General features: G+C 62.3%; 17 protein-coding genes. 13 read left to right on the top strand and 4 right to left on the bottom strand.

Annotation, left to right across the window (positions count from 1 at the left end):
• Positions 1-15 precede the first annotated feature (15 nt).
• Positions 16-2,451: an alpha-L-rhamnosidase-related protein gene (locus EXY20_RS25290; RefSeq protein WP_167859513.1), complete on the top strand. Its 2,436-nt coding sequence runs from the start codon at positions 16-18 to the stop codon at positions 2,449-2,451.
• 308 nt (positions 2,452-2,759) lie between these two features.
• Here EXY20_RS25290 and EXY20_RS25285 read toward each other — a convergent pair whose 3' ends face one another.
• The 3 genes from EXY20_RS25285 to EXY20_RS25275 all read right to left on the bottom strand — a co-directional run bounded on the left by EXY20_RS25285 (position 2,760) and on the right by EXY20_RS25275 (position 6,460).
• Positions 2,760-3,647 (bottom strand): carbohydrate ABC transporter permease, encoded by an 888-nt coding sequence (locus EXY20_RS25285; RefSeq protein ID WP_207671336.1) that lies wholly within the window; start codon positions 3,645-3,647, stop codon positions 2,760-2,762.
• A gap of 22 nt (positions 3,648-3,669) precedes the next feature.
• Complete coding sequence (locus EXY20_RS25280) at positions 3,670-4,638, bottom strand: ABC transporter permease (protein WP_135554908.1); 969 nt, start codon at positions 4,636-4,638, stop codon at positions 3,670-3,672.
• A 73-nt stretch (positions 4,639-4,711) separates the two neighbouring features.
• The gene (locus EXY20_RS25275; protein ID WP_135554907.1) at positions 4,712-6,460 is read right to left on the bottom strand and encodes an extracellular solute-binding protein; all 1,749 of its coding nucleotides are present in this window, start codon (positions 6,458-6,460) and stop codon (positions 4,712-4,714) included.
• 935 nt (positions 6,461-7,395) lie between these two features.
• On the opposite strand from EXY20_RS25275, the gene thiL reads away from it, so the two are divergent.
• Both thiL and EXY20_RS25265 read left to right on the top strand, forming a co-directional pair.
• Positions 7,396-8,493, top strand: coding sequence for a thiamine-phosphate kinase (thiL, locus tag EXY20_RS25270; protein ID WP_235886194.1), 1,098 nt, complete (start codon positions 7,396-7,398; stop codon positions 8,491-8,493).
• Between the two features lie 260 nt (positions 8,494-8,753).
• Positions 8,754-10,400, top strand: a complete 1,647-nt coding sequence (locus EXY20_RS25265; RefSeq protein WP_135554906.1) for a hypothetical protein — start codon at positions 8,754-8,756, stop codon at positions 10,398-10,400.
• A gap of 53 nt (positions 10,401-10,453) precedes the next feature.
• On the opposite strand, the gene EXY20_RS25260 is transcribed toward EXY20_RS25265, so the two are convergent.
• Positions 10,454-12,703 carry a helix-turn-helix domain-containing protein gene (locus tag EXY20_RS25260; RefSeq protein ID WP_135554905.1) on the bottom strand — a complete coding sequence of 750 codons (2,250 nt, stop codon included), beginning with the start codon at positions 12,701-12,703 and terminating at the stop codon, positions 10,454-10,456.
• Positions 12,704-13,002: 299 nt separating this feature from the next.
• On the opposite strand from EXY20_RS25260, the gene EXY20_RS25255 reads away from it, so the two are divergent.
• From EXY20_RS25255 to EXY20_RS25210, 10 genes are all read left to right on the top strand, one after another.
• The gene (locus tag EXY20_RS25255) at positions 13,003-13,908 is read left to right on the top strand and encodes an ABC transporter permease (RefSeq protein WP_135554904.1); all 906 of its coding nucleotides are present in this window, start codon (positions 13,003-13,005) and stop codon (positions 13,906-13,908) included.
• Between the two features lie 12 nt (positions 13,909-13,920).
• Positions 13,921-14,796 (top strand): carbohydrate ABC transporter permease, encoded by an 876-nt coding sequence (locus EXY20_RS25250; protein ID WP_135554903.1) that lies wholly within the window; start codon positions 13,921-13,923, stop codon positions 14,794-14,796.
• Positions 14,797-14,885: 89 nt separating this feature from the next.
• Positions 14,886-16,520, top strand: a complete 1,635-nt coding sequence (locus tag EXY20_RS25245) for a type 2 periplasmic-binding domain-containing protein (protein WP_135554902.1) — start codon at positions 14,886-14,888, stop codon at positions 16,518-16,520.
• A 247-nt stretch (positions 16,521-16,767) separates the two neighbouring features.
• A complete protein-coding gene (gene tsaE, locus EXY20_RS25240) occupies positions 16,768-17,250 on the top strand; it encodes a tRNA (adenosine(37)-N6)-threonylcarbamoyltransferase complex ATPase subunit type 1 TsaE (RefSeq protein WP_135554901.1) in 483 nt (160 codons plus the stop codon).
• Positions 17,247-18,059 carry a tRNA (adenosine(37)-N6)-threonylcarbamoyltransferase complex dimerization subunit type 1 TsaB gene (gene tsaB, locus EXY20_RS25235; RefSeq protein ID WP_235886193.1) on the top strand — a complete coding sequence of 271 codons (813 nt, stop codon included), beginning with the start codon at positions 17,247-17,249 and terminating at the stop codon, positions 18,057-18,059. Before tsaE ends, tsaB begins: the two co-directional genes overlap by 4 nt.
• A 15-nt stretch (positions 18,060-18,074) precedes the next feature.
• Entirely contained in the window at positions 18,075-18,590 is a 516-nt protein-coding gene (gene rimI / locus EXY20_RS25230) for a ribosomal protein S18-alanine N-acetyltransferase (RefSeq protein ID WP_135554900.1), read from the top strand.
• The gene (gene tsaD, locus EXY20_RS25225) at positions 18,587-19,651 is read left to right on the top strand and encodes a tRNA (adenosine(37)-N6)-threonylcarbamoyltransferase complex transferase subunit TsaD (protein WP_235886192.1); all 1,065 of its coding nucleotides are present in this window, start codon (positions 18,587-18,589) and stop codon (positions 19,649-19,651) included. Before rimI ends, tsaD begins: the two co-directional genes overlap by 4 nt.
• Positions 19,652-19,826: 175 nt before the next feature.
• Positions 19,827-20,165 (top strand): hypothetical protein, encoded by a 339-nt coding sequence (locus EXY20_RS25220; protein ID WP_135554899.1) that lies wholly within the window; start codon positions 19,827-19,829, stop codon positions 20,163-20,165.
• 88 nt (positions 20,166-20,253) lie between these two features.
• Entirely contained in the window at positions 20,254-21,375 is a 1,122-nt protein-coding gene (locus EXY20_RS25215) for a glycoside hydrolase family 88 protein (protein ID WP_167859512.1), read from the top strand.
• Entirely contained in the window at positions 21,372-23,780 is a 2,409-nt protein-coding gene (locus EXY20_RS25210) for a helix-turn-helix domain-containing protein (RefSeq protein ID WP_167859511.1), read from the top strand. Before EXY20_RS25215 ends, EXY20_RS25210 begins: the two co-directional genes overlap by 4 nt.
• Positions 23,781-23,792: the final 12 nt, after the last annotated feature.

Genomic DNA, 23,792 nt, shown 5'->3' with positions numbered 1-23,792 from the left:
CAGGGGAGAATCGCGTTGGAAGAAAATCGCGCTTGGCAAGCAAGCTGGATTTGGCATCCCGAGCGGCAGGAAGCCGCCGGCTCCGAGAGGACGCACGATGCCGTTTATTTGCGCCGCACGTTCGAAGTGCCGGCGGGCGGGGGCTGCCGGTTGGTGGCGGACGTATCGGCCGACAGCCGCTACCGGCTGCTTCTGAACGGCGAGTCCGTCTCCGTCGGCCCTTGCAAAGGCGACCGATGGACGCACTACTACGAAACGGTCGACTTGACCGATCGGCTTCGTCCGGGAACGAATGTGCTGGCCGCATTCGTCGTTCACTATCCGTTCGATCCCGGGCGCAGCGGCGGTTTGACCGGACCAAGCGCCGTATGGCGGTCCGAACGCGGCGTCTTTCTGTTTGAGGGCGCGCTGCTGGACGCCGACGGGAACCCGCTCGAAGCGCTGCACAGCGACGAACGCTGGCGCGTGCTGCGCGACGCGTCGCTCGGCTTTCAGCGGGAGCGGTTTACGCTGTTCGTCGGCGGGCCGGAAACAGTCGACGGCGCGCTGGCGCCGCACGGTTGGAAGCGGGCCGGGTATGACGACGGCGGCTGGGCGCAAGCGGCGGTTGTAAGCGCCACGGCCGATACGAACTGGGGCCAGTTGACGCCTTGGCAGCTGACGCCGCGTCCGATTCCGCCGCTCGACGAAACGGAGCGTACCTTCGTGCGCGTGGCGCGCTGCGGAAGCGGCGAGGAGGAAGCCGATGCGGCGGAGGCGACGGCGCAGCTGCCGGCCGACTTGCGCGGCGTCGTTGTGCCGGCCGGCGCGACGCGTTGGTTCGAGCTTGACGCGGGCGAGTTCGCCACCGGTTACGTGCGGCTCGATATAGTCGGGGGAGCGAGCGCCCGCATCGGGCTGATCTGCTCCGAGTGCTACGAGTTCCCGGCCGAGCCGGGTGCGGCGCGCAACAAAGGCGTTCGCGACGAATGGCTGCCCGGCAAAGCGTTGTACGGGCCGGAGGACCGCTATACGGCGGCCGGCATTGGCATCGGCGCCGGTGTTGGCGGCGCGGCTGGAGAAGGGAACGCCGAAAGCTACGAGCCGTTCTGGATGCGGGCGTTCCGCTTCGTCCGGCTCCGTATTACGGCGGCGGCTGAGCCGCTTGTCGTGCGCGGCTTGCGCTATCGCGACACGGGGTACCCGCTTGACGCGCGCTCCCGTTTCGCCTGCTCGGACGATACGTTCGGCCCGCTCTGGCGCATCAGCTTGAACACGCTGGCCCGCTGCATGCACGAATCGTACGAGGACACGCCGTATTACGAGCAAATGCAATACGAAATGGACACGCGGCTGCAAATGCTGTTCACTTATTATGTCGGCGGCGACGACCGGCTCGCCCGCAAGGCGATTTACGATTTTCACAGCTCGCTGCTGCCTTCCGGCATGCTGCAGGCGCGGTATCCGTCGATATCGCCGCAGGTGATCCCGGGGTTTGCGCTGTTCTGGATCGCGATGGTGCACGATCATTTCCTGCATGTAGGCGATGCTTCGCTTGTGATCCGCTATCGCCCGACGATCGATGCGGTGCTGGATTGGTTCGGCCGCCGCGTCGGCGCGGACGGTTTGGTCGAACAGCTTCCTGCCGCCTATTGGGGGTTTGTCGATTGGGTGGAGGAGTGGAAGGAAACGTATGGCGCGCCTCCGGCCAACCGGGTCGGACCGGTGGCGGTCGCCAGCATGATGTACGCCGACGCGCTGCGCAAGGCGGCGGAGCTGCTCGTCTGGACGGACCGCCCCGGCGTCGCGGCCGAGTACCGCGAGCGGGCCGAACGCATCTGCCTGGCGGTGCGCGAGCGCTGCTACGACGCGGAGCGCGGGCTGTTCCGCGACGGGCCGTCCGCGGCGCAGTTCAGCCAGCACGCGCAAATATGGGCCGTGCTGTCCGGAGCCGCCGGCGCCGAGGAGGCGCGGCCGCTGCTGACGCGCATGCTCGCCGAACCGGAGCTGCCGCGCGCTTCCACGGCCTTCGCCTTCCTGCTGTTCCGCGCGCTGGAGAGGGCCGGCTTGTACGACCGCTCGTTTGCGCTGTGGGACATGTGGCGCGAGCAGCTCGGGCAACATGTGACCGCCTGGGTCGAAGACCCGGTGTCGCAGCGCAGCGACTGCCACGGCTGGGGAGCGGCGCCGCTGTACGAGTTTCCGGCGCGGCTGCTCGGCGTGTTTCCGCTCGAGCCGGGTTACGCGCGCATCGGCGTGGCGCCGTTCCCGGGGCCGCTGCAGTGGGCGGAAGGCGCCGTAGCCACCGTGCGCGGCGAAGTTGCCGTCTCCTGGCGGGTCGACGAGTCGCGCCGGTTCCTCCTGCACGTGCAGGCGCCGCCGGGCGTGCCCGTCGTCGTAACGCTGCCGGACGGCGCGTCGACCGCGTTCGCCGAAGCGACCGACGCCCGGCTCGCTTGCGCACTTCCCTGACACAGCCGCGAAGTTAAAGCCTCCGAGGACGCGACGTTCATCATCGTTCGCCGTTTCGGAGGCTTTTTTGTACTACCCAGGAAGGAATAGCCCATGAAAAATGGCCTATTCCCCTTGTTTCCGCCGCTTCGTCAAAAATAGCCAGCGATTTCGCTGGCTATTGTGACCAAACCGGCTCAAAATCGCCGTTTTCCGCGAAATAACCAGTGTATTCACTGGCTATTTCTTTGCTGCCGCCTCTTTTTTGCGAAATAGGCCCGAAAACATGGCTTATTTGGATACGGTTGCTTTTCGAAACACGCTCTGCCTTATTCCTTGACGCTTCCCATCACGATCCCGCTCATGAAATACCGCTGCAGGAACGGGTACAGCACGAACACGGGTACCGCCCCGAGAAAAATTTGCGCCGCCTTCAGCCCGCGATCGCTCATCTCCGTCATCAGCTTGAACTGCTGCGGATCGACGAGCAGGCTCAGGTCGCGCTGGATGATCACCGTCTGCAAGTAGCTGGCGAGCGGGTAATGCTCCGGCGCATTCATGTAGATCAGGCCGTTGAACCATTCGTTCCAGTGACCGACGACCGAAAACAGCGTAATCGTCGCCAGCGCCGGCATCGACAGCGGAAGCACGATGCGCCACAGCGTTTGCCATTGGCCCGCGCCGTCGATGAGCGACGCGTCGATCAGCTCCTTCGGCAAGCCGCGGAAAAAGTTGAGCAGCAGAATCGCGTTAAAAATCGGCAGCGCCCCCGGCAGCACAAGCGCCCAGATCGAATCGAGCAGCCCGAGCTCCTTGACGACGATGTACGTCGGAATGAGGCCGCCCGAAAACAGCATCGTAAACACGAACACCCAGGCATACATCGTGCGGAAGCGGAACTGCGCCCGTTCCTTGGACAGCGGATAAGCGACCAGCACCGTCAGCAGCATATTGAGCGTCGTGCCGATGCCGACCCGTTCGAGCGAAATGAGCATCGAGCGCAGAAACGCGTCCTTCGTCGCAACGAAGGAGTAGGAACGGAACGTGAAGCCGACCGGCCATAGCTTGACCTGACCGGACGTAATTGCGCTCGCTTCGCTGAACGAAACGGCGAGCACGCTGATCAGCGGCATCAGGCAAACGGCGGCAAGCACGGCGAGGAACAAATAATTGGCGCCCGCAAACAGCCTGCGGCCAAATGTCAGTTGGCGAACCAAGTCGACCGCCTCCTTCGGATGATTAAAAAATGCGATAATTCGCCAGCCGGTAAGCAAGCAGGTAAGAAACCGAAATCAGCACGAACGAAACGACCGATTTGAACAAGCCTACCGCCGTGGCGACGCCGAACTGCAGGTTGACGAGGCCGAGCCGATACACGTAAGTATCGAGAATGTCGCCGGTGGAGTAGACGGTCGGACTATAGAGATTAAACACCTGGTCGAAGCCGGCGTTTAAAATGTTGCCCAAACTGAGCGTGCCCATCAGCACGACGATCGGCGCGATGCCGGGGAGCGTCACGTACAGCGTCTGTTTCCACCGCCCGGCGCCGTCGATGACGGCCGCTTCGTACAGCGCGGGGTTGATGCCCGTCAGCGCGGCCAAATACACGATCGTGCCGAAGCCGAATTCTTTCCAGACGTCGGTGCCGACCAGCACGAACGGAAACCAGCGCTCGTCGCCGAGGAAGAAGGTCGGCTTGATGCCGAGCCAGCCAAGGAAATCGTTGAAAATCCCGTAGTTCGGCGACAGTACGTCGACGATAATGCCGGAAAGAATGACCCAGGACAGGAAATGCGGCATGTAAATGACGGTCTGCACGACGCGCTTGAACAGCGGCCGGGCGATTTCGTTCAGCAGCAGCGCGGTGGCGATCGGCGCGGCCATGCCGGCGATCATTTTCATCACGGCGATGAACACCGTGTTGTAGATGACGCGTGTCGTATCGGGCAAACTGTAGACGTAGCTGAAATTGTCAAAGCCGATCCATTTCGATCCGAACAGGCCGCTTGTCGGCACGAACTTCTGGAACGCGATGCCGATGCCTGCCATCGGGCCGTAGCTGAAAATCAGCACGCATACAAGCGCTGGAAAAATCATCAGGTGGAACGGCGCTTCCATCTTCCAGTTGCGCGTTCGCGTCTTTCGGGCCGGCGGCGCCGCCGGGGACGCGGAGCCGGTATCGGCAGCGGTTTGCGTAGTTGCGGACATCGTAATCCCTCCCGTTGCCGGCCGAAGGGACAGAAGACCGCGGCTTCTGTCCCTTCGGATGTGGCGAAACTATTTACTTGCCGCCTTTGGTTGCGTACCAGTCGTTGACTTCCTTCGTGATTTGGTCGCCGCCTTGCTTTTTCCAGTTTTCGACGAACTTGTCGAACGAATCGAGCGACTCGCCGAGAATGATTTTGGTGAACGTCTGCACTTCCAAATCTTTCAGCGCCGCGCCTTTGGCCACCATCGTATCGGTCGGCGAGCCGGTGAAGGCGTTCGTCATGAAGCTGTTGTTTTTCTTGTATTGGCCGAGCAAATCGTACGTGCCGCCGGGCGCGAATTCTTTTTCATACCACCATTGGCTCATGTCGCCGGCGCGGTATTTGGTGATGTTGTCGTAGTATACTTTGGCCGCCGGAGACAGCTTCGACGGATCCTTCGACGCAAGCGCCGCCGCCGTTGCGGCGTAATCGTTCTGGTTCGTTTCGGCGAAGCCGCTGCGGATCGGAGCGTAGGAGAACGTTTCGATCACCTTGTCCCCTTCCTTGTGCGTATGGTACTCTTCGTCGCGGGACGCCCCGTAGTTTTTCTCCATGTAGAAGTTCAGCAGCTTGATGACGGCTTCTTTGTTTTTGCTGTTCTTGTTGACGACGTAGTACCACTTCGGCATGAAGCCGTTGCTTGTCGCCAGCGCCGGTTGGCTGTCGGCCGACACGATCGGGTAGACGCCCCAATCGACGTTCGGGTCGGTTTTTTTCATGTCGTTAATGGGCCAGCTCGGCACCCAGAACGAACCGAAGGTCATGCCGACTTTGCCCGACGTTGCCAGTTCGGCCGATTTCTCGCCGTTGATGACGCTGAATTCCGGGTTGATCGCGCCGGCTTTGAACAACTCCTGCAGCTTGCCGAGCGCGGTTTTTACTTCGGGTTGGATGTCGGCGTAAACGAGTTTGCCGTCCGCGCCTTTCAGGAACATCAGGTTCAGCCCCGTGGCGTTCGGACCGCCCGGATTGAACGGATAGGCGTGATAGCCGTTGAAGAAGCCGTCGAGACCCGACCAGCCGTTGAACAGATTGTAGTCGAGGCTGAGGCCGAACGTGTCTTTTTTGCCGTTGCCGTCCGGGTCGTTGTTGGCAAACGCTTTGGCGATGTTGATGACGTCGTCCATCGTTTTCGGCGGCTGGAGGTTCAGCTTCTTCAGCCAGTCGTTGCGGATGAACAGGTAATGCGCGTCTTCGCGGCCGCCGCCGTCCTGCGGCAAGGCCATCAGCTTGCCGCCGAAGGTGACGGCTTGTTTCTTGATGCCGCCGCCGTCTTCCATGCTTTGCTTCGTCAGGTCGGAAGCGTATTTGGCGTACAGGTCGGTCAAATCGGCGGCCTGGCCGGATTCGACGAGCAGCTGCAGCTGCTGCATGTTGACCTGGAACAGGTCGGGCAGATCGCCCGCTACCATCGAGACGCTCAGCTTTTTGGCGTATTGCTGGTCGTCGACGACCCACTTGTTCGTTAGCTTGATGCCGAGCTGTTTTTCGATTTCCCGGGTGTATACGTTGTTGTCCCAGTTGTCGCCGGAAGGGAATTTCAGGCCGCTGTTCTGCATGCGCACCGTCGACACCGTGATGGTCGGCGCGTATTTGCCGAGCGGTCCGTCGTCGGTTTTGGCGGCCGATGCGCTTGGCGCAGCCGATGAAGCCGGCGCCGAAGCGCTCGGCGACGTGCTGGAGCCGGCGGCCGGCTCCTTGGAATTGTTGCAGGCGGTAGCCGCCAGCGACAGGGTGGTGATGGCGATGACTCCCCAAATGGTCGGTTTGTTGCGCAGCATGTTCGTGCCTCCTCAGCGTTTTCTTTAGAAAACGCAGCTTCGTAAGCATACACCGCGTTTTCTTTAGAAAACGCAGCTTCGTAAGCATACACCGCGTTTCCGTCAGGAAACGCAGCTTCGTAAGCATACACCGCGTTTCCGTCAGGAAACGCAGCTTCGTAAGCATACACCGCGTTTCCGTCGGAAAACGCAGCTTCGTAAGCCGATACGCGCGAGCTCGCTTGAGTATTCGCTTACAGGTTCATTATGGAGGAAGGGAATACCTGGTGCCTATCCTAATTTCTCGTTTTTGCTGTACCTTTTTTGGCTTCTATGCGGCGGATCCGTATGGTGATCGGTGTCACGCTTGTGAGGAGTACAGTCGGTAGAGGGGGCGGCTTGGCAGCTTGATTGCAAAACCAGCCGATCTTCGTCGCATTCTCATACCCGTTGGATCTCAACCACACTCTCACTGCCCCTCAACCGCACTCCAATCGCCCCCCACCTCAGTCCCACAGCTTTCCAAGTAGCATGCTCTTTCCCAAATGGCTGAAATAAGGCTGATTTCAGCCTTACAGCGGCATTTGGGCGAGCATCGGGCGAAATAAGGCTGATATCAGCCTTACAGCGGCATTTGGGCGAGCATCGGGCGAAATAAGGATGATTTCAGCCTTGCAGCGGCATTTGAACGAACATCGGGCGAAATAAGGCTGATATCAGCCTTACAGCGGCATTTGAGCGAACAGCGGGCGAAATAAGGCCGATTTCAGCCTTACAGCGGCATTTGAGCGAACGGCGGGCGAAATAAGGCTGATTTCAGCCATACAGCGGCGTTGAGGCAGCCTTGCCCCCTAACCCTGGCGGCCTCCCGGCCTCCCAACCGCCTCCACCGTCCCGCATGCTGCAGTTGCGCAAGGGGCGATTGTTCTTGCGAGGGCTTGTACGGAAGCACTATAATGAGTTCAACAATCGGCGGAAGGACGCGTGCTGGCGATATGGACGAATTCGGCTTGATCCGGCTGCTGAACGCCGGGCGGCAATCGCCGGAGTGGCAACACGCGCGCGGCGTCGAGGTCGGCATCGGCGACGACGCCGCCGTCGTGACGCCGGGTGCGGCGATGCAACTGGTGTTGTCCTGCGACACGATGGTGCAGGACATTCATTTCAAGGACGAAACAATGGCCGACGCCGACGTCGGTTTCAAAGCGATGGCGTCGAGCGTCAGCGACCTCGCGGCGATGGGCGCGATTCCGCGCCATGCGCTCGTGTCGCTCGTTCGGCCGCCCGGGTTCGCCGAAGCGCGGCTGCGCGAGCTTTATGACGGGCTCTACGCGTGCGCCGACCGGTACGGAGTAGCCGTCATCGGCGGCGACACGACGTCGACCAACGGCGGGCTTGTCGTTTCCGTCACGGTCGTCGGCGAAGTCGAACGGGGCCGCGCCTTGCTGCGGTCCGCCGCCCGCGAAGGCGACGCGGTGTTCGTCACCGGCCCGCTGGGTCTGTCCGCGGCCGGGCTGCACGCGCTGCTGGCGGGACGAGCGGCCGACGCACATGCGTCGCTGCTCGCAGCGCACAAGCGGCCGCTGCCGCAGGTCGAAGCGGGAAGGCTGCTGCAACGCTCAGGCCTGTGCCACGCGCTGAACGACATCAGCGACGGCTTGGCCAGCGAAGCGCGCGAAATCGCCGAAGCGTCCGGCTGCGGCATCGTGCTGCGCGAAGCGGCGCTGCCGCTGGAGGAGCCGCTGCTTCGTTACGCGGCAGCGAGCGGCAGGAGCGCTCTCGACTGGGCGCTCTACGGCGGCGAAGATTATCGGCTCGTCGGCACGCTGCCGGAACGGGACGCCGCCCGCGCCGGCGAGCTGTTCCGCGCAGCAGGGCTGCCGTTCCACATCGTCGGCGAAGTTGCCGGCGCAGCGGGCACGGTCCGATTGCTTCGCAAAGATGGAACCGTCGAAACGATAAAACGCGGCGGCTACAATCATTTTCCCGGCGGCGTTACCGATGGCCTTCCCGGCGGTGATCCCGACAGCCTTCCCGACGGTCGAAACCATTGAATTCTCCCGGACGGTTTTTTGTCCCCACTGTGGACAAGAAGCCGTTTTTCGTTTTCAACTAAGCCCTCATATGCACAATCGCCCGCCAAATTCGCAGCGCCGCAAAAAAATCGCTACTGCCGCAAATTATTCCCGCTAGTCCGGCGACCTTGCCCGGTTTACACTTCGTGATGTCGGCGGCCGGCGAATGTTGGCCGTTCGGCTACTAACGGGACCGGACGGCCAACGCCGGCCCGGTCGGAACGGAGCTGCGCGTTTGTATGGAAGCCTATCGTTTACTGGATGAAGCCATCCCCTGGCTTGCCCGCAATGTGGAGGCCGAGCTGCACAAGTTCGATCCGTCCACCGGCCGCTTCTTGGAAGGCGGGATGTGGGGGCTCAACAATCAGCACATCATGCTGCCGATGGCGGTGCTGCTGCTCAAGGAGCACCCGGGCAACAAATTTTACCGCGACGAAGCGTTTGCCGAAATCGCCTGCCGGGCCTGCGATGCCCTGCGCGACTTTCAGTACCCCGACGGCAAGTGGGAGTTCGTCAAGGTCGACGGATCGCGCTGGGGACCGTTTTATTTGCCCTGGGGATTTTATTATTGGCTGGAAACGTATCGCAAGCTGAAGCCGATCCTGAGCGACAAGCGCCGGACGTATTGGGAAGACGGTCTGCAGCTCGCTTATGCCGGCATGCGCGAGGAGCTGGACCGGCTGACGGAAGTGCACAACATCCCGACCTGGCAAGCCATGGGACTGCACCGCGCGGCGCAATTGTTTGGCCGTCCCGAGTGGAAGGAAAGCGCGGACCGCATCATTGCCATGACCGTGAACGGACAGGAACCGGAAGGCTACTGGCTGGAGCATCACGGCCCGACGCCATTTTACAACCTCATCTATACGAATGCGCTGGGGCTGTATTATTACCATGGCGGAGCGGTCGACGTGCTGCCCGCGCTGGAGCGGGCTGCCGGCTTCCACAATCTGTTCACGTATCCGGACGGGACGACGGTGGAAACGATCGACGGCCGCTTCAAATATTTGCGCACGCCGAACCCGGAAGGGCTGCTGCCGTTTTTGCCGGTTCCCGGCGGGCGGCGGTATGTGCACTACGTGGTCAAGCAGGCGATTGCGCAAAATGCGGGCTGGATCAACGCCTGTTTTGCCGAAACGTTGTACTATTGGGACGCCGACGTCGCCAGGCCCGATGCGCCGGCACTTGTCGAGCGGGAGAGGATCGAAGCACGCGCCGCCCGCGCGCTGATCGTCAAGGAGGATGGCTGGTTCGTTTGTTTGAGCGGCTTCGTCAGTCCTGTCGTCGAATCGCGCTGGGGGCTCGACCGCGGCAGCTTCATCGGCGTTTGGCACGAACGCACACGGCTGCTTGTCGGCGGCGGCAACTCCAAAGGGCAAAAAGAGTGGTGCACGTTCGAGTTGACGACGGCGGCGGGGGAGTGCCGCCTCATCCCCGATGCCGGCGTCGTGCATGACGACAGGCGGGCGGTAACGCTCGCTTACGATTCGCGCAAGTTCGACATTGCGCTGGAGAAACGAAGCGCCGGCGAGCTTCGGCTGGAGGCGGCGGTGTCGCTGAGCGAAGGCGACGCCGCCGTGTGGCGGCTGCCGCTGCGGCTTCGCCTGAACGGCGGCGCGCTCGAATCGAGCGTCGCTTCCGCGCAGCCGGTGACCGCCGCCGACATTCGCCTGGAAGCGGCGGACGCAGGCGAACACTGGCTGCGCCAGGACGACTGGGAGCTGCGTTTCGCCGGACCGTTCCGTCTGGAGTGGCCTTCCTACCCGTTTAATCCTTACGCGGCGGACGGCGCTGCCGACATCTCCTTCGCCATCGCCGTGCTGACGCTGCCTTTCGCCGCCGCCGCCAGCCGTACCGTCACAATTGCCATTACAGCCGCCCCATAAACGAACGGGCAAACGCCGCCGTCCCTGCAGCAAGCAGGGGCGGCGGCGCCGTTTTACTCAAGATCGAGCTTGCGCAGCTGCATGGGGGTCATGCCGAATTTCTCCTTGAAGATCGCGCTGAAATACGGCAGGTTGTAGTAGCCGAGCTGATTGGCCACCTGCGTCACCTTCAGCTTCCGGTCGGCCATCAGCAGTTGTCTGGCGCGCTGCAGCTTCTGGTCGGTCACGAAGGCGGAGAAATTGACCCCGGCGATATCCTTGAACATCCGGCTCAAATACGTCGGGCTCAGATGGAAATGTTCGGCCACCGTCTGCAGCGAAAGGTCTTTGTCGATGTGGCCGACGATAAAGGACGTAATTTTTACCCCGAGCGGATCGGCGGCAGCGTCGATCCGCGCCGCCAGCCGTTCCCCGAACCGTGTGACATTGTCCTCCAGCCACAGCCGGCACTCCTCCAGCGACTGCCCTTGCCGCAGGCCGGCCAGCAGCCGCTGCTTGTCGAACTCGCCGTCGCCAAGCTGCAATTCGGCGGCTTGCCGGTCGATCAGCGCGGCGATGTCCATCAGCACGCTCTGCACGTACGGGTAGCTGAACGCGCCGCCCTCCAGCTCGCCGCAGATGGCCGCCAGCTGCACGCGCGCTTCCTCCGTTCGGCCCGCGAGCAGCGGCGCCGCCAGCTCCTCCAGCCGGCGTGCCGGAAGCTTCGCTTCTCCGGCCAGCAGCGGCTCCATCGCAACGCTCTCGAACAAACGGCCATAGCCGTGCATGAACCGGTAGACCAGGTAGCTTTCGGCCTGCTCGTAAAGGCGGCCGAGCTGCGCCGGCGAATCGGCCGTTTCGCTCAGCGCGGCGTTCGCGGCGATGCCGAACGGCAGCCCGCCGCCGCTCGCCCAGCCGCGCAGCGCAGCGCCGATTTCGTCGCCGCCGGCGGCGTTGACGATCGTCACCACCCGGTTGCGGCCGATCGTCAGGCTGTACGCGCGTATGGTCCGCGTTTGCAGCAGCGCGTCGATCGCTTCCATCGTTTTGATCGTCGCATATTCCCTCTGCTCGGCCGTCAGCGGCGCCATATCGCCGTCGCTCAGCTCGGTGATGCATACCGCGAACCGCCCGTAAGGAAACGCGATGCCGGCCAATCGCAGTTGACTGGCCAATTCCCGTCCGGCATCGCTCCCCTGGCCGCGGACGAGATCGTCCAGCACTTTGTGCCGCACGAGCGGGTAGTTGTCGGCGAGCACCTGCTCCATTTCCCGCACCCTCGACGTCAGGCTGGAAATCATTTGCCGCACCGGCCGATTGACACGCCCCGCAACGACGCGCAGCCCAAGCAGCGACACCGGAATGAACAAGGCGACAAGCGCGATCGCCAGCTGGAGCGCAAGATTGCGCTGCTTGTTCAGCGCCTCGGCGGGCACGTAGGAAACATATTTCCAGCCGTTCAGGGCGGATGTCACCCACGAGACGCCGACCGCCGCGCCGCCGATGTTCGTTTTGGCGAAGCCCTCCGCGCCCGCAGCAGCTTCCGCAATCGCGCCGGCATTGCCCGGCGGGACGGCGCCGTTGCCGTCGAGATGCACCATGACGCTGTTGTCCGGCCCAAACATGTACAGCCCGTAGTCGATGTTGTCGCTGTTGATCGTTTGCACGAATTTATCCTCGTCGATGTTGATGACGATCAGACCGTTCTTGTCTTCGCGCGGCGCGAAGAGCGGGACCGCGTAAACGAGCGACAGCATCGATTTGTTGTCCAGCGCCGAACGGTTGCGCGCCGGGCTGATCCAGGAGACGGGGGCACCTTGGCGCAGCGCCTCCCGCAGCGTTTCGCTGCGGAAATAGTTGCGGCTGTAATTGCCCGGATCCGCAGCGGCAAAAATGACGCCTTCCCGCGAGGAAATCAGCGTATCGTCGGCCAGCCGGTAAATGAACGCGGAGTCGACAAAATCGCCGAACGATGTCAGCGAAAGACTTGTAAAGGCTTTCAAAATCTGATAGGCGTCGTTCGGGTCCTTCCCCGCCAGGAAGGTGGCCGCACCGTTGTTTTGGTAGGAGTTGACCATATTTTCCAGAACGTAGCTTTGCAGCGACGCCAGCTTGGCATCGGTGGAAATGCGCAGCTGGGTCAGCAAGCGCTTGTTCGACACCGCAATTTCGCCGGACAACGATTTGTCGAAGAAGTAAGCCGACAGCGACGCGGATACGAGAATGACGAGCAAGGTGTAGACGTAATAAAACGTCAGCCGGCTCTTGTAAGGAATCGCCTGCGGCCGGCGTGCGGACAACCGTCTGATCGGTTTCTGGAACATACGACTCCCCCGGTGCGAGTTTCGTTCATCTGGCTGACTTCATTTTAGCATCCGCGCAAACGGCCGCTCAATACGCCTTTCGGCGCGATCGCGCGCGAAGGCGGCAAACGGCAACATTTTCGATAGCATGCCAAAAAGTTCGTATCGCCCGCGCGGCGCGAAGCGGCAGCCGGTTTGACGCACAATCGCAAACAAGTCGCCATTACCGCAAAATGTTCCGTCTTCCGCGGATCCCCCGGGTGGCTTACGCTCGGGGAGACGAACATTCGACAGCCCGCAACGGGAGAAAGGAGCGACGCATGACGCGGATGCTGACGGACTTGTACCGCAGCCGTTATTTGCTGCTGATGCTGGTGCCGGCGCTGGTCTACTACGCCGTGTTCAAGTACGGGCCGATGTACGGCATCGTGATCGCTTTTAAAGACTACAACATGATACGCGGCTTTGCCGAAAGTCCCTGGGCGGGGGGCAAACATTTTCGCATGCTGTTCGACATGCCGCAGTTTTGGCTGGCGTTCCGCAACACGCTGCTGATCAGCTTCTACAAGCTGGTGTTTGCGTTTCCGGCGCCGATCGTGCTGGCGCTGCTGCTGAACGAAGTGCGGCTTGCGCTGTTCAAACGCGCGGTGCAAACGATCACGTATTTGCCGCATTTTCTGTCCTGGGTCGTGCTTGGCGGCATCGTGACCACGTTTCTGTCGCCGTCCGCCGGCTGGGTGAATGCGCTGCTGGCGGCGTTCGGCCACCAGCCGATCTTTTTTGTCGCCGACGCCTCCTGGTTTCGCACCGTGCTTGTCGCTTCGGCCATCTGGAAGGAAATTGGCTGGGGAACAATTATTTTCCTTGCCGCATTGGCCGGCGTCGATCCGCAGATGTACGAGGCGGCCGTGCTGGACGGCGCCAACCGGTTCCGCCAGACGATCCACGTCACGCTGCCGGCGATCGCCCCGGTCATCGTCATCATGTTCATTTTTGCCGTGGGGGCGGTGGTCAACGACGATTTCGATCAAATTTTCAACCTGTACAACCCGGGCGTATACCGCGTCGCCGACGTCATCTCCACGTTCGTGTACCGCATGGGGCTGGAGAATATGATGTACAGCCTGTCGACGGCCGTCAACCTGTTCAAAAACGCGATCGCCTTCGCGCTTGTCATCGGCACGAATACGATCGTCCGCCGGTACAGCGAGTACGGCATCTGGTAAGGAGGACAATCCATGCGCCTGAGCGCCGGTGAAAAATGGTTTCAAGCCTGCAATTATTCGTTTCTGCTCGTGTTGTCGCTGCTCACGCTGCTGCCGCTGTGGGAAGTGGTGCGCATTTCGCTCAGCGAACCGGCGGAGGCGAGCCGCATGACGCTGTCGTTCTGGCCTTCCTCGCCGTCGTTCGACGCTTACCGGCACGTGCTGCGCAATCCGATCATCTGGAGCGGCTACGCCAACACGCTGCTGCGGATGACGATTGGCGTGGCGCTCCAGCTCGTTCTTACCGTGCTGACCGCCTACGCGCTGTCCCGCAAAAGACTGCCGCTGCGCGGCACGTTTACGGCGATCATCGTGTTTACGATGTTTTTCTCCGGCGGACTGATCCCCGATTATTTGCTGGTCCAGGAGGTGCTGCATATCGGCAACACCCCGTGGGCGCTCGTGCTGCCGCCGGCGATCAATACGTTTTCGATGCTGATCGTGCGCAACTATTTCCAGTCGATTCCAACCGATCTGGAGCAGTCGGCGACCATCGACGGCGCCGGAGACGTTCGCATTCTTGCGGCGATTTTCGTCCCGCTGTCGCTGCCGATCATCGTTACCGTCGCGCTATGGGGGCTGGTCTGGCATTGGAACGCCTGGTTCGACGCGCTCGTGTACATTCGCGACACGTCGCATTATCCGCTGCAGCTGGTGCTGCGCAAAATCGTGATCGAATCGTCGCCGGCATTCGACAATATTGCGGCTTCGAACCTGAGCGTCGCCGTCAACGCGGAGACGATCAAGGCGGCAACGGTCGTCGCCGGCACGGCGCCAATCGTCGTGCTGTACCCGTTTGCGCAAAAATATTTTGTGCAGGGCGTTATGGTCGGCTCGCTGAAAGGATAGGCCGCCGATCCGCCTGCGCCCCTCGCGGAAAGCGATAGAAATCGTCCGCGGACGTTTCTATAATTAACTATTACAGGAGGTCATGATTCATGAGACCACACAAGTTGGCCGGCAGCCTGACAGCGGCTGCGCTGCTGGCGACCGTCGTCGCCGGCTGCAGCGGCGGCGGATCGGCTGCGACGTCGCCTTCGCCGTCCGGTTCCCCCGCGTCTTCCGCAAGCGCCAAGCCGGCGGACGACAAGCCGATGACCATTTCGATCAAGAACAACAACAACGCGCCGCAAGACCCGAATTCTCCGCTCACCAAGGAGCTGGAGAAGCTGTGGAACGTCAAGCTGAACTATGTGTACATCGAGCCGGCCAAAGAAGCGGAGCTGCTCAACCTGCGCATTTCGTCGGGCGACATTCCGGACGTGATGAAGCTGTTCTCCAATCTGTACAGCTCGTTTGCGCAGCAGGGCGTACTGGCGGAAATTCCGCTCGACATGATCCAGAAGTACGCGCCGACCTACTATAAGTTGGTCAAACAGAACGGCGGCGACAACATTTTCGACTTCTACAAGGTGAACGGCAAAAACTACGCTTTGCCCGATCTTGCCGCCACGCCGTACAATTTTATTCCGATCTGGCGCGACGATTGGCTGAAAGCCGTGGGGATCGCGAAAACGCCGGAAACGCTGGAGGAAGCGGAAGCCGCCTTTTACAAATTCGTCAACAACGACCCGGACGGCAACGGCAAAAAAGATACGTACGCGCTGTCCGACAAAGGCATGATCGCGGTATTCGGCGCTTTCGGCTCGCCGGGCATCGACAACTTCTACTGGAGCGAAACCGGCGGGCAAATTATCGCCAGCGGCGTGCTGCCGGGCATGAAGGATGCGCTCAAGCTGCTGCGCAAATGGTACAAGGACGGCCTGATCGACCCGGAATTTATTACGGGGGAGAACAAGGGGCAATATTTCGCCAACTCCATCCCGTTCTGGAACGGCAAAATCGGGTTTACCGTACCCGGCGTGTACTATCACGTCGTGCCGAAAATGTATGAAGACGACCCGAACGATCTCGGTTCGGCCTTCTACCAGAACTTCAAGAAGGTGCTCGGCGACAAGGCCACTTACGCGGCCGGCTTGCCGTGGAAAGGACCGTCGGGCGAACCGGGCATTCTCAAATGGGGCACCACCAACGGCAACTCGGTGACGTTCGGCAAGCAGGTGGCCGGCGATCCGCGGAAAATGCAGAAGGTGCTGGAGATGGTCGAAAAGTTCCACGCCGACTTCGACTACTACAAGCTGGCGAGGTATGGCGTCAAGGGGCAGATGTACGAGCTGAATCCGGTGACCGGGCTGCCTTACGGCATTAACGATTACAAGGATTCGGCCAAATGGGTCGCGGCGGGAATCGCCGCCAACGGCATCGGCATGCCGGAGGTGAATCACGAGTTTTTCCGCAAGACGCAAATTTCGCCGAAAGTGATGGAGTATGCCAAAACGTATTCGATGGCGACGACGAAATACAACAAGGACATCGTGTTCGCGGGGCTGCCCTCCGACGGCAAATACAAGAAGACGCTGGAGACGAAAATCAAGGAATGGTACGTGCTGTTCATCACCGGCCAGAAGGACGCCGATAAAGACTGGGACAGCTTCCTCGACGATTTGAACAAGAACGGCCTGGCCGAGTTGACGAAAGAAGCGAACGATTGGTACAAAACGTATTTCCGCTAAACGGCGTTATTGCCGCTCTACTTCGCGTGCGGTCCTCACGGGGGCTGCCGGTGCGAAGCGGGCGGCTTTTGCCCGTTTTCCCCCGCCTCATTCCCCCGCGTCCCGCTTTCCGCAACGTTAGCCCTTGCGGCCGCTCGCGTGTAAGCACTATAATGAGTTCAACAAATCGACTGAAGGGCGCATCAGGCATAAACACGGTCACGCGCGGAGGCAGCGTCGTTTTCCCGCCGCACGGAAGGGGTTGCGAATGACGAACACGACGTATCGGTATGTCGCGAGGCGGATCGAAGATACGGAGCGGCTGGCGCGGGAGCTGGCCGCCCGGTGCGGTCCGGGCGCGGTGCTGGCGCTGGACGGCGATCTCGGCGCGGGCAAAACGGCGTTCGCGCAAGCGCTGGCCCGGACGCTCGGCGTACAGGCGCAGGTGAGCAGTCCGACGTTTACGATTATCAAGGAGTACGAGGGACGGGACTGCCCGTTTTATCATATGGATGTTTACCGGCTGACCGGGGCCGATGCGAGCCAGCTCGGGCTGGACGACTACTTTTTCGGCGACGGCGTGACGCTGGTCGAATGGGCGCGGCTGATCGCGGACCTGCTCCCCGAGGAGCGGCTGGCGATCGACATCGAACGAACCGGCGACGAGGAGCGGCTGTTCCGTTTAACCCCGGCCGGCAGCGCGTATGTTGCCTGGTGCGACGCATTGAAGGAGAGCGGCTTGATTACATGACGGACTTAACGAATCCAATGGAAAAAAAAGGCGGCGATCGCGACGGGGCGACCTGGTTGTCGCTCGATACGTCGACCGCTTCGATGGGCATCGCGGTAACGAGGAACAATCGGCTGCTCGGCGAGCGGCAGGAGACGGCGGAGCGCAATCATTCGATCAACTTGCTGCCGCTGATCGAATCGCTGCTGCGGGAAGTCGGCGTGTTGCCGGCCGGGCTGGGCGGCATCGCCGTTGGCGTCGGCCCCGGCTCGTATACGGGAGTGCGCATCGGCGTCACGGTGGCCAAAACGATGGCATGGGCGCTCCGGCTGCCGGTAATCGGCGTCTCCAGCCTGGAGGCGCTGGCGTTCGGCGGCATCGCCGCGTTTCGCGGCCAGGAGACGTCGTTGCCGGAAGCGGCCATCGACTGGGTCGTGCCCGTGCTCGACGCCCGGCGGGGCCAGGCGTACACCGCCTTGTTCGCGAGCGATGCCGCCGGCGGCTGGCAGCGACTCCGGCCGGACGGCATCCGGCTTGTCGACGGCTGGCTCGACGAGCTGCTTGCCGCAGCGGCCGAACGTGCGGCCGATCTGCCGCAGCGGATCGTTTTCGTCGGCGAAGCCAACGCCGTCATGCGGCAGAAGCTGGAGCAGCGTGGCGACGGCAGGCTGCTGACGCACGATCACCTGCTCGCAGCGCGGCATGTGGCGGCGCTTGCCGTCCATGGGCAAGCGGCGGACGCGCACCGGTTGGTGCCGAATTACACGCAGCTTGCGGAAGCCGAAGCGAATTTGCTGGCGGGCGCCGCCGGAACGAAGCCGAAGGCATAAAGGGGATTTGGGACGATGGGAGAACAAACGGGACTGCCGGAGACGGAAGGGCTGCTGTTTCGTTCGATGCGGCTGGACGATATCAAGGCGATCGGCGAAATCGAGAAGGAAGCGTTTACGACCCCCTGGACCGAAAACGCGTTTCACAACGAGCTGACGAACAACCATTTTGCCCGGTATATGGTGATGGAACTGGACGGACGCATCGCCGGCTATGCCGGCATGTGGCTGATTATGGACGAAGCGCATATCACGAACATCGCCGTTCGCCGCGAATACCGCGGGCGCAAGCTGGGCGAGCGGCTGCTGCGGGAGCTGAAGCACACGGCCAGTTATTTCGGCGCGCGCCGGATGACGCTGGAAGTGCGGGTATCGAACCGGGTCGCGCAAAATTTGTACGAAAAGCTCGGCTTCCGCGTCGAAGGCGTACGCCGGGCTTACTATTCCGACAACAACGAGGACGCGCTGATCATGTGGGCGGCGCTCGAGCCGTATTTTGCGGATAGCGAAGAGGAGCGGGCAAACGAGTGAAAGAAAGGAACATTCCGGCGGCGGTTCCGGCCGGCCGGCCGGCGCTCATATTGGCGATCGAAACGAGCTGCGACGAAACGTCGGTCGCCGTGATCGAGGACGGCGTGACGATCCGCTCGAACGTTGTGTCCAGCCAGGTGGAAACGCATCGCAAATTCGGCGGCGTCGTGCCGGAAGTGGCGTCGCGCCAGCACGTCGAGACGATCACGCTGATTATGGAAGAAGCGGTCGAACAAGCCGGCATCGCGCTTCGCGACTTGTCGGCCGTCGCCGTCACGCAGGGGCCGGGTTTGATCGGCGCCCTGCTCGTCGGCGTTGTGGCGGCGAAGGCGCTCGCCTATTCGCTGCAAGTGCCGCTGATCGGTGTGCACCATATCGCCGGGCACATCTACGCGAACGCGCTCGTGCACAAGCTCGAGTATCCGCTGCTGGCGCTGGTCGTATCCGGCGGGCATACGGAGCTTGTCCATATGGAAGCGGAAGGGAGCTTCCGCATTATCGGCCGTACGCGCGACGACGCCGCGGGCGAAGCGTACGACAAAGTGGCCCGGGCGCTCGAGCTGCCGTATCCGGGCGGCCCGCACATCGACCGGCTCGCGCAAGAGGCGGCGGAAGCACTGCCGCTGCCGCGCGCCTGGCTGGAGCCGGACTCGTACGATTTCAGCTTCAGCGGGCTGAAATCGGCGGTGCTTGCCGCGCTCAACTCGGCGCGGATGAAAGGCTCGCCGCTCGACCCGGCTGCGGTCGCGCGCGGGTTCCAGGAGTCGGTCGTCGACGTCGTGACCGGTAAAGCATTGCGCGCCGCGCGCGAGCTCGGCGTGAAACAGCTGCTGCTGGCGGGCGGCGTCGCCGCCAACCGCGGCTTGCGCGAAGCGCTCGTTCGCCAGTGCGCGGAAGCGGGGCTGCCGCTCATCGTGCCGCCGATGAGCCTGTGCACGGACAACGCGGCGATGATCGGCGCGGCGGCGCACTTGATGTGGACGCGCGGCCAGTATTCGCCGCTCGAGCTCAAGGCGGAGTCGGCGCTGTCGCTGGAGAATTGGTCGCCGGCGTCCCGCTGACCGCTGAGGCCCGCCGGCGGCGGCGACTACTGGCGTGGCCTACTGGCGTGACTAAATAAGCCGCTTTTTATGGCCTATTGCGCCCCAAATGGCCTCCGGCAACAAAATAGCCAGTGATTTCGCTGGCTATTTCGCCGAAAAAGGCCCCTTCGGAGCTGTTTGGCCGAAATAACCAGTGTTTCCGCTGGCTATTTTCGCCGAGGCGCTGCAAAAGGTGCAAATAAGCTATTTTTCACTGGCTATTCTCTCCGGCCACACCCCCAAACGCGGTTTCCTTCGGGAAATCGCGTTTTTCGGAGGGGCGGCCCGTTTTGGCGAAGGGGCGGTAGCGGAGAGCGGAGGTTGGGATGGAGAAGCGGCAGCGTTCGCCTTTGTTTTCCGGATTCCCCCTTGGCCTGGTCGTTCGAAGAATCCGGAAAACAAGAAGCGATCGGAATCCCAACCCCGTGCGCAGCGGGAGCCGGTTTCGCCGGTTATTCGCGCGCCGATAACAGAAACGGGCAGTCGATCGTAAACTTGTATCGTTCGCCCCCTGGCCGCCGCCCGCTACAATGGAGGATGACGACGACGTCTCATTTACCGGGAGCAGGGGGCTATTTGGCATGCACACGCAAGGGGAACAGGAAATCGCGGCGATCGTCGCGAAACTAACAACGAATCGGCGCTTGTTCGGCACGAGGTTTCCGCATCTGGACCGCGAGGGCCGCTACGAGCGCGGGATGAACGAGGACGGCAGCTGGACCGGTTCGTTCTGGACGGGCATGCTGACGATCGCCTACCGGATCACCGGCAACCCGGCGCTGCTCGACGATTTGTACCGCTATTTGCCGGTCTATCGGGAGCGGCTGCGGTCGGGTTATACCGATCATGACCTGGGCTTTTTATACCAGCTGTATGCGGTGGCGCTTTATCGCACGACAGGCGACGCGGCGTTCCGCGAGCTTGCCGTGCAGGCGGCGGAGCGGCTGCTGGCCCGTTACAACCCGCATGGCAAGTTCATTCGCGCCTGGGGGCGCCTGGAAGACAACGACTTGCGCGGCAAAATCATCATCGACTGCATGATGAATTTGCCTTTGCTCTATAACGTTTCCGCGATCACGGGCGAGCCGAAATACCGCGAAGCCGCGGCCGCCCATGCGGACAACTCGCGGCGGCATTTGCTCCGCGCGGATGCGACGGCGTTCCACACGTTCGATTTCGATCCGGACATCGGCGCGCCGCTCGGCGGCCGCTGGCACGACGGCTACGCCGAACAATCCGTCTGGTCGCGCGGCCAGGCATGGGGCATTTACGGCTTTGCGCTTTCCTATGCGCATACCGGCGATCCTGCCTTCCTGCAGGCGGCCGAACGGATGGCGGCCTATTTCATCGGCCATTTGCCGGCCGACCGGGTGCCGATGTGGGACTTTCGGCTGCCGGATGGCGCGCCCCGGCTCAAGGATACGTCGGCCGCGGCCATTGCCGCCTGCGGCCTGTTCGAACTGGCGCAAGCGAGCGGTACGACGACTGCGGCAGCCGCAGCCTGCGACGCAGCCGCTCGCGAGCTGCTGGCGGCGCTGCGCGAGTATTCCGCAGCGACGGACGAGACGCGCAGCGGCGTACTGGCCTGCAGCTACGGCCGGCTTAACGGCGAACCGTCGCATTTGTACAGCATTTGGGGAGACTATTTTTATTTTGAGGCGTTATGCCGGGCGACGGGGCGCGACTGGAGGATGTGGTTGTGAGCGCGGCGGCGGCAGACATGCGACAGACGAGGGGCGGCGACGAACGAATGACACGCACGAACGCGCGGCGCAAGCTGCAGCTTCGCTTCGGCACGCGAAGCGTCATGGTGCCGCTGTTCGGCTCCTTTATTGCGATTCTGCTGATCGCGGTCGTTTCCGGCGGCGTGCTGTACTGGAAAGCGCGCGCCGTCGTCGAACGCACCGTAAACAGCACGAATGCCGCCATGCTCGAGCAGCTGCGCGAGGTGGCCGACGGCAGGCTCAAGGAGCTGGAGCAGCTCGAGCAGCAGGTCGCCTTCCATCCGAAGCTGCTGTGGCTGCTCGGCGCAGGCGGCGGAACGCTGTCCGACGAGGAGGCGTATCGCAGCGTCGAGCTGGTGGGCGACTTGCAGCGGTACAAAAGCTTGAGCAAGCTGATCTACGATTTTTACATTTATGTCCGTACGACCGGCACGCTCGTTGGCCCGAACGTAAAAACGACGGCGCCGATTTTGTTCGACAGCGTCTACCGGTTCCCGGGCAAGTCAAGCGCCGCGTGGACCGACGAATTGCAGCAGGGCGGGAACCGCGACTACGAGCCGGCGACGACGATTCTGCTGGACAACGGCTCCGGCAAACGGGTCATCGCCTACCGCCAGTCGATCCCGTACCTTGGCGCTGCTTCCGCGATGGGAACGCTGCTCGTGCTGATCGACGAGGACCAGCTGCGCAATCTGTTCGTCAAGCTGGCGGCGGCAAGCCGCGGCGACATCTACATCGTCGACAAGCGCAGCCGGGTCATCAGCTCGACCGGCGCGTCCTCCGCGCTGCCGCCGCTCGGGTACGAGGCGATGGCGGGAGAGACCGGCAAGCAGGAAACGGAGCGGAACGGGCAGCGGCTTATCGTTTCGTATGCCACCTCGGAGGTGAACGGGTGGAAATACGTGTTTGCCGTGCCGCGCGACGTGTTCCTTGACGAAGTCAACGATGTGCGGCGCTGGGCGGTGACGCTGCTGCTGCTTTGCGCGCTCGGCGGCGGCGCGGCGGCGATTTACCTGGCGTACCGCAACTATCGCCCCGTGCGGGCGGTTGTCCGCGATATCGTGCAGAACGGAGCGGCGGGCAGCCGCGCTTCCGGCAGCGAATACGAGCTGATTCGCTCCGCGATCGAATCGTCCCGCGCAAGCGAGTCGCACCTGCGCGGCATGCTGGCGCAGCAGGCGCCGATCATTCGCGTCCATTTCCTGACGCGGCTCGTCCGCGGCAGCGCGGATGCCGCCGAGCTGCGGCCGGAGGCGCTGCAGCGGGTCGGCGTCGAATTCGTGTCGTCCGCGTTTGTCGTCATGCTGATCGAAGTGGGCGATATCAGCGGGTTCGCGCCGGAGGAAGACGAACGGGAATGGCCGTTCGTCAGCTTCATCGTGGCCAATATCGCCACCGAGCTGGCGAACGAACGCCACCGGGGCTTCAGCGTCGAGCTGGAGCGCGGCCGGGTGGCGCTGCTCGTCAACGTGCGCGAAGAAAGAAGCGCCCACGTAGCGGAAGACGTCGCCGCGCTCGCCGGTACGCTCGCCCATACGCTGGAAAACCGCTTCCGCCTGAAGCCGGCGATCGGCGCAAGCGCAGCCGTTCATGAGCTGGGCGGTATCGGCGAAGCGTACCGCGAAGCGCTGCTTGCGCTCGACCAGCGGCTGGCCGATTCGCGCCGCGACGCCGGCCCGCTCGCCGCCGCCGAAGAAGAAGCGCAGCCGGAGCCGCATTTTTATTACCCGCTGGAAGTCGAGCAGCAGCTCGTCAATTTGATCAAATCGGGCGACGCCGAGCGGACGGAGAAGCTGCTCGATTCGATTTACGAGCAAAATTACGTGACCCGCCGCATCGCTCCCGGGCTGCACCGCATCCTACTGCCGTCGATCGCAGGCACGCTGCTCAAGCTGGCGCAGCAGTTCCCCGAGCTCGCCCGCGCGCTGGCGCTCCGCTTGGCGAGCGACGCTCCCGCCGACGCGGACGCCGAAGCCGCCTTCGCCAGGCTGCGCGAAAGCGTGAAGGCCGCCTGCGCGCACTTCCAGTCGGGCCGCAGCGACCAGAGCGAACGGATGCTGAACAACATCCGCAAGCACGTCCGCGAGCGCTACGGCGACAACATGCTCAGCGTCAATTCGATCGCCGACCGGATCGGCATTACGCCGTCGTATTTGTCCGCCTTCTTCAAGAAGGCGAGCGGCCAGAACATTGCCGATTTCATCGCGCTCGTCCGCATTGCCGAAGCGAAACGGATGCTCGCCGAACCGCAGCTGACGATCGCCCAGATCGCCGCCAGGGTCGGATATGCCAACGACATCGGTTTTATCCGCTTTTTCAAGAAATACGAGGGCGTCACCCCCGGAGCTTACCGGCAAAGCATAGAAGCGGATAGGCCCGAATAGAAACGGATCGCC

This window comes from Paenibacillus cymbidii (genome assembly GCF_004764705.1).
Taxonomy (GTDB): Bacteria; Bacillota; Bacilli; order Paenibacillales; family NBRC-103111; genus Paenibacillus_AN; species Paenibacillus_AN cymbidii.
The sequence above is the reverse complement of the archived record's forward strand: the minus strand, read 5'-3'. Positions and strand labels throughout refer to the sequence as shown.

Excerpts from the sequence above, each read along its gene's own strand:
- thiL (WP_235886194.1), top strand. The coding sequence starts at position 7,396 with ATGAGTTCAACAATCGGCGGAAGGACGCGTGCTGGCGATATGGACGAA.
- EXY20_RS25265 (WP_135554906.1), top strand. The coding sequence starts at position 8,754 with ATGGAAGCCTATCGTTTACTGGATGAAGCCATCCCCTGGCTTGCCCGC.
- EXY20_RS25250 (WP_135554903.1), top strand. The coding sequence starts at position 13,921 with ATGCGCCTGAGCGCCGGTGAAAAATGGTTTCAAGCCTGCAATTATTCG.
- EXY20_RS25280 (WP_135554908.1), bottom strand. The coding sequence starts at position 4,638 with ATGTCCGCAACTACGCAAACCGCTGCCGATACCGGCTCCGCGTCCCCG.
- rimI (WP_135554900.1), top strand. The coding sequence starts at position 18,075 with ATGGGAGAACAAACGGGACTGCCGGAGACGGAAGGGCTGCTGTTTCGT.
- tsaE (WP_135554901.1), top strand. The coding sequence starts at position 16,768 with ATGACGAACACGACGTATCGGTATGTCGCGAGGCGGATCGAAGATACG.
- tsaB (WP_235886193.1), top strand. The coding sequence starts at position 17,247 with ATGACGGACTTAACGAATCCAATGGAAAAAAAAGGCGGCGATCGCGAC.
- EXY20_RS25255 (WP_135554904.1), top strand. The coding sequence starts at position 13,003 with ATGACGCGGATGCTGACGGACTTGTACCGCAGCCGTTATTTGCTGCTG.
- EXY20_RS25275 (WP_135554907.1), bottom strand. The coding sequence starts at position 6,460 with ATGCTGCGCAACAAACCGACCATTTGGGGAGTCATCGCCATCACCACC.
- EXY20_RS25245 (WP_135554902.1), top strand. The coding sequence starts at position 14,886 with ATGAGACCACACAAGTTGGCCGGCAGCCTGACAGCGGCTGCGCTGCTG.
- EXY20_RS25260 (WP_135554905.1), bottom strand. The coding sequence starts at position 12,703 with ATGTTCCAGAAACCGATCAGACGGTTGTCCGCACGCCGGCCGCAGGCG.
- EXY20_RS25215 (WP_167859512.1), top strand. The coding sequence starts at position 20,254 with ATGCACACGCAAGGGGAACAGGAAATCGCGGCGATCGTCGCGAAACTA.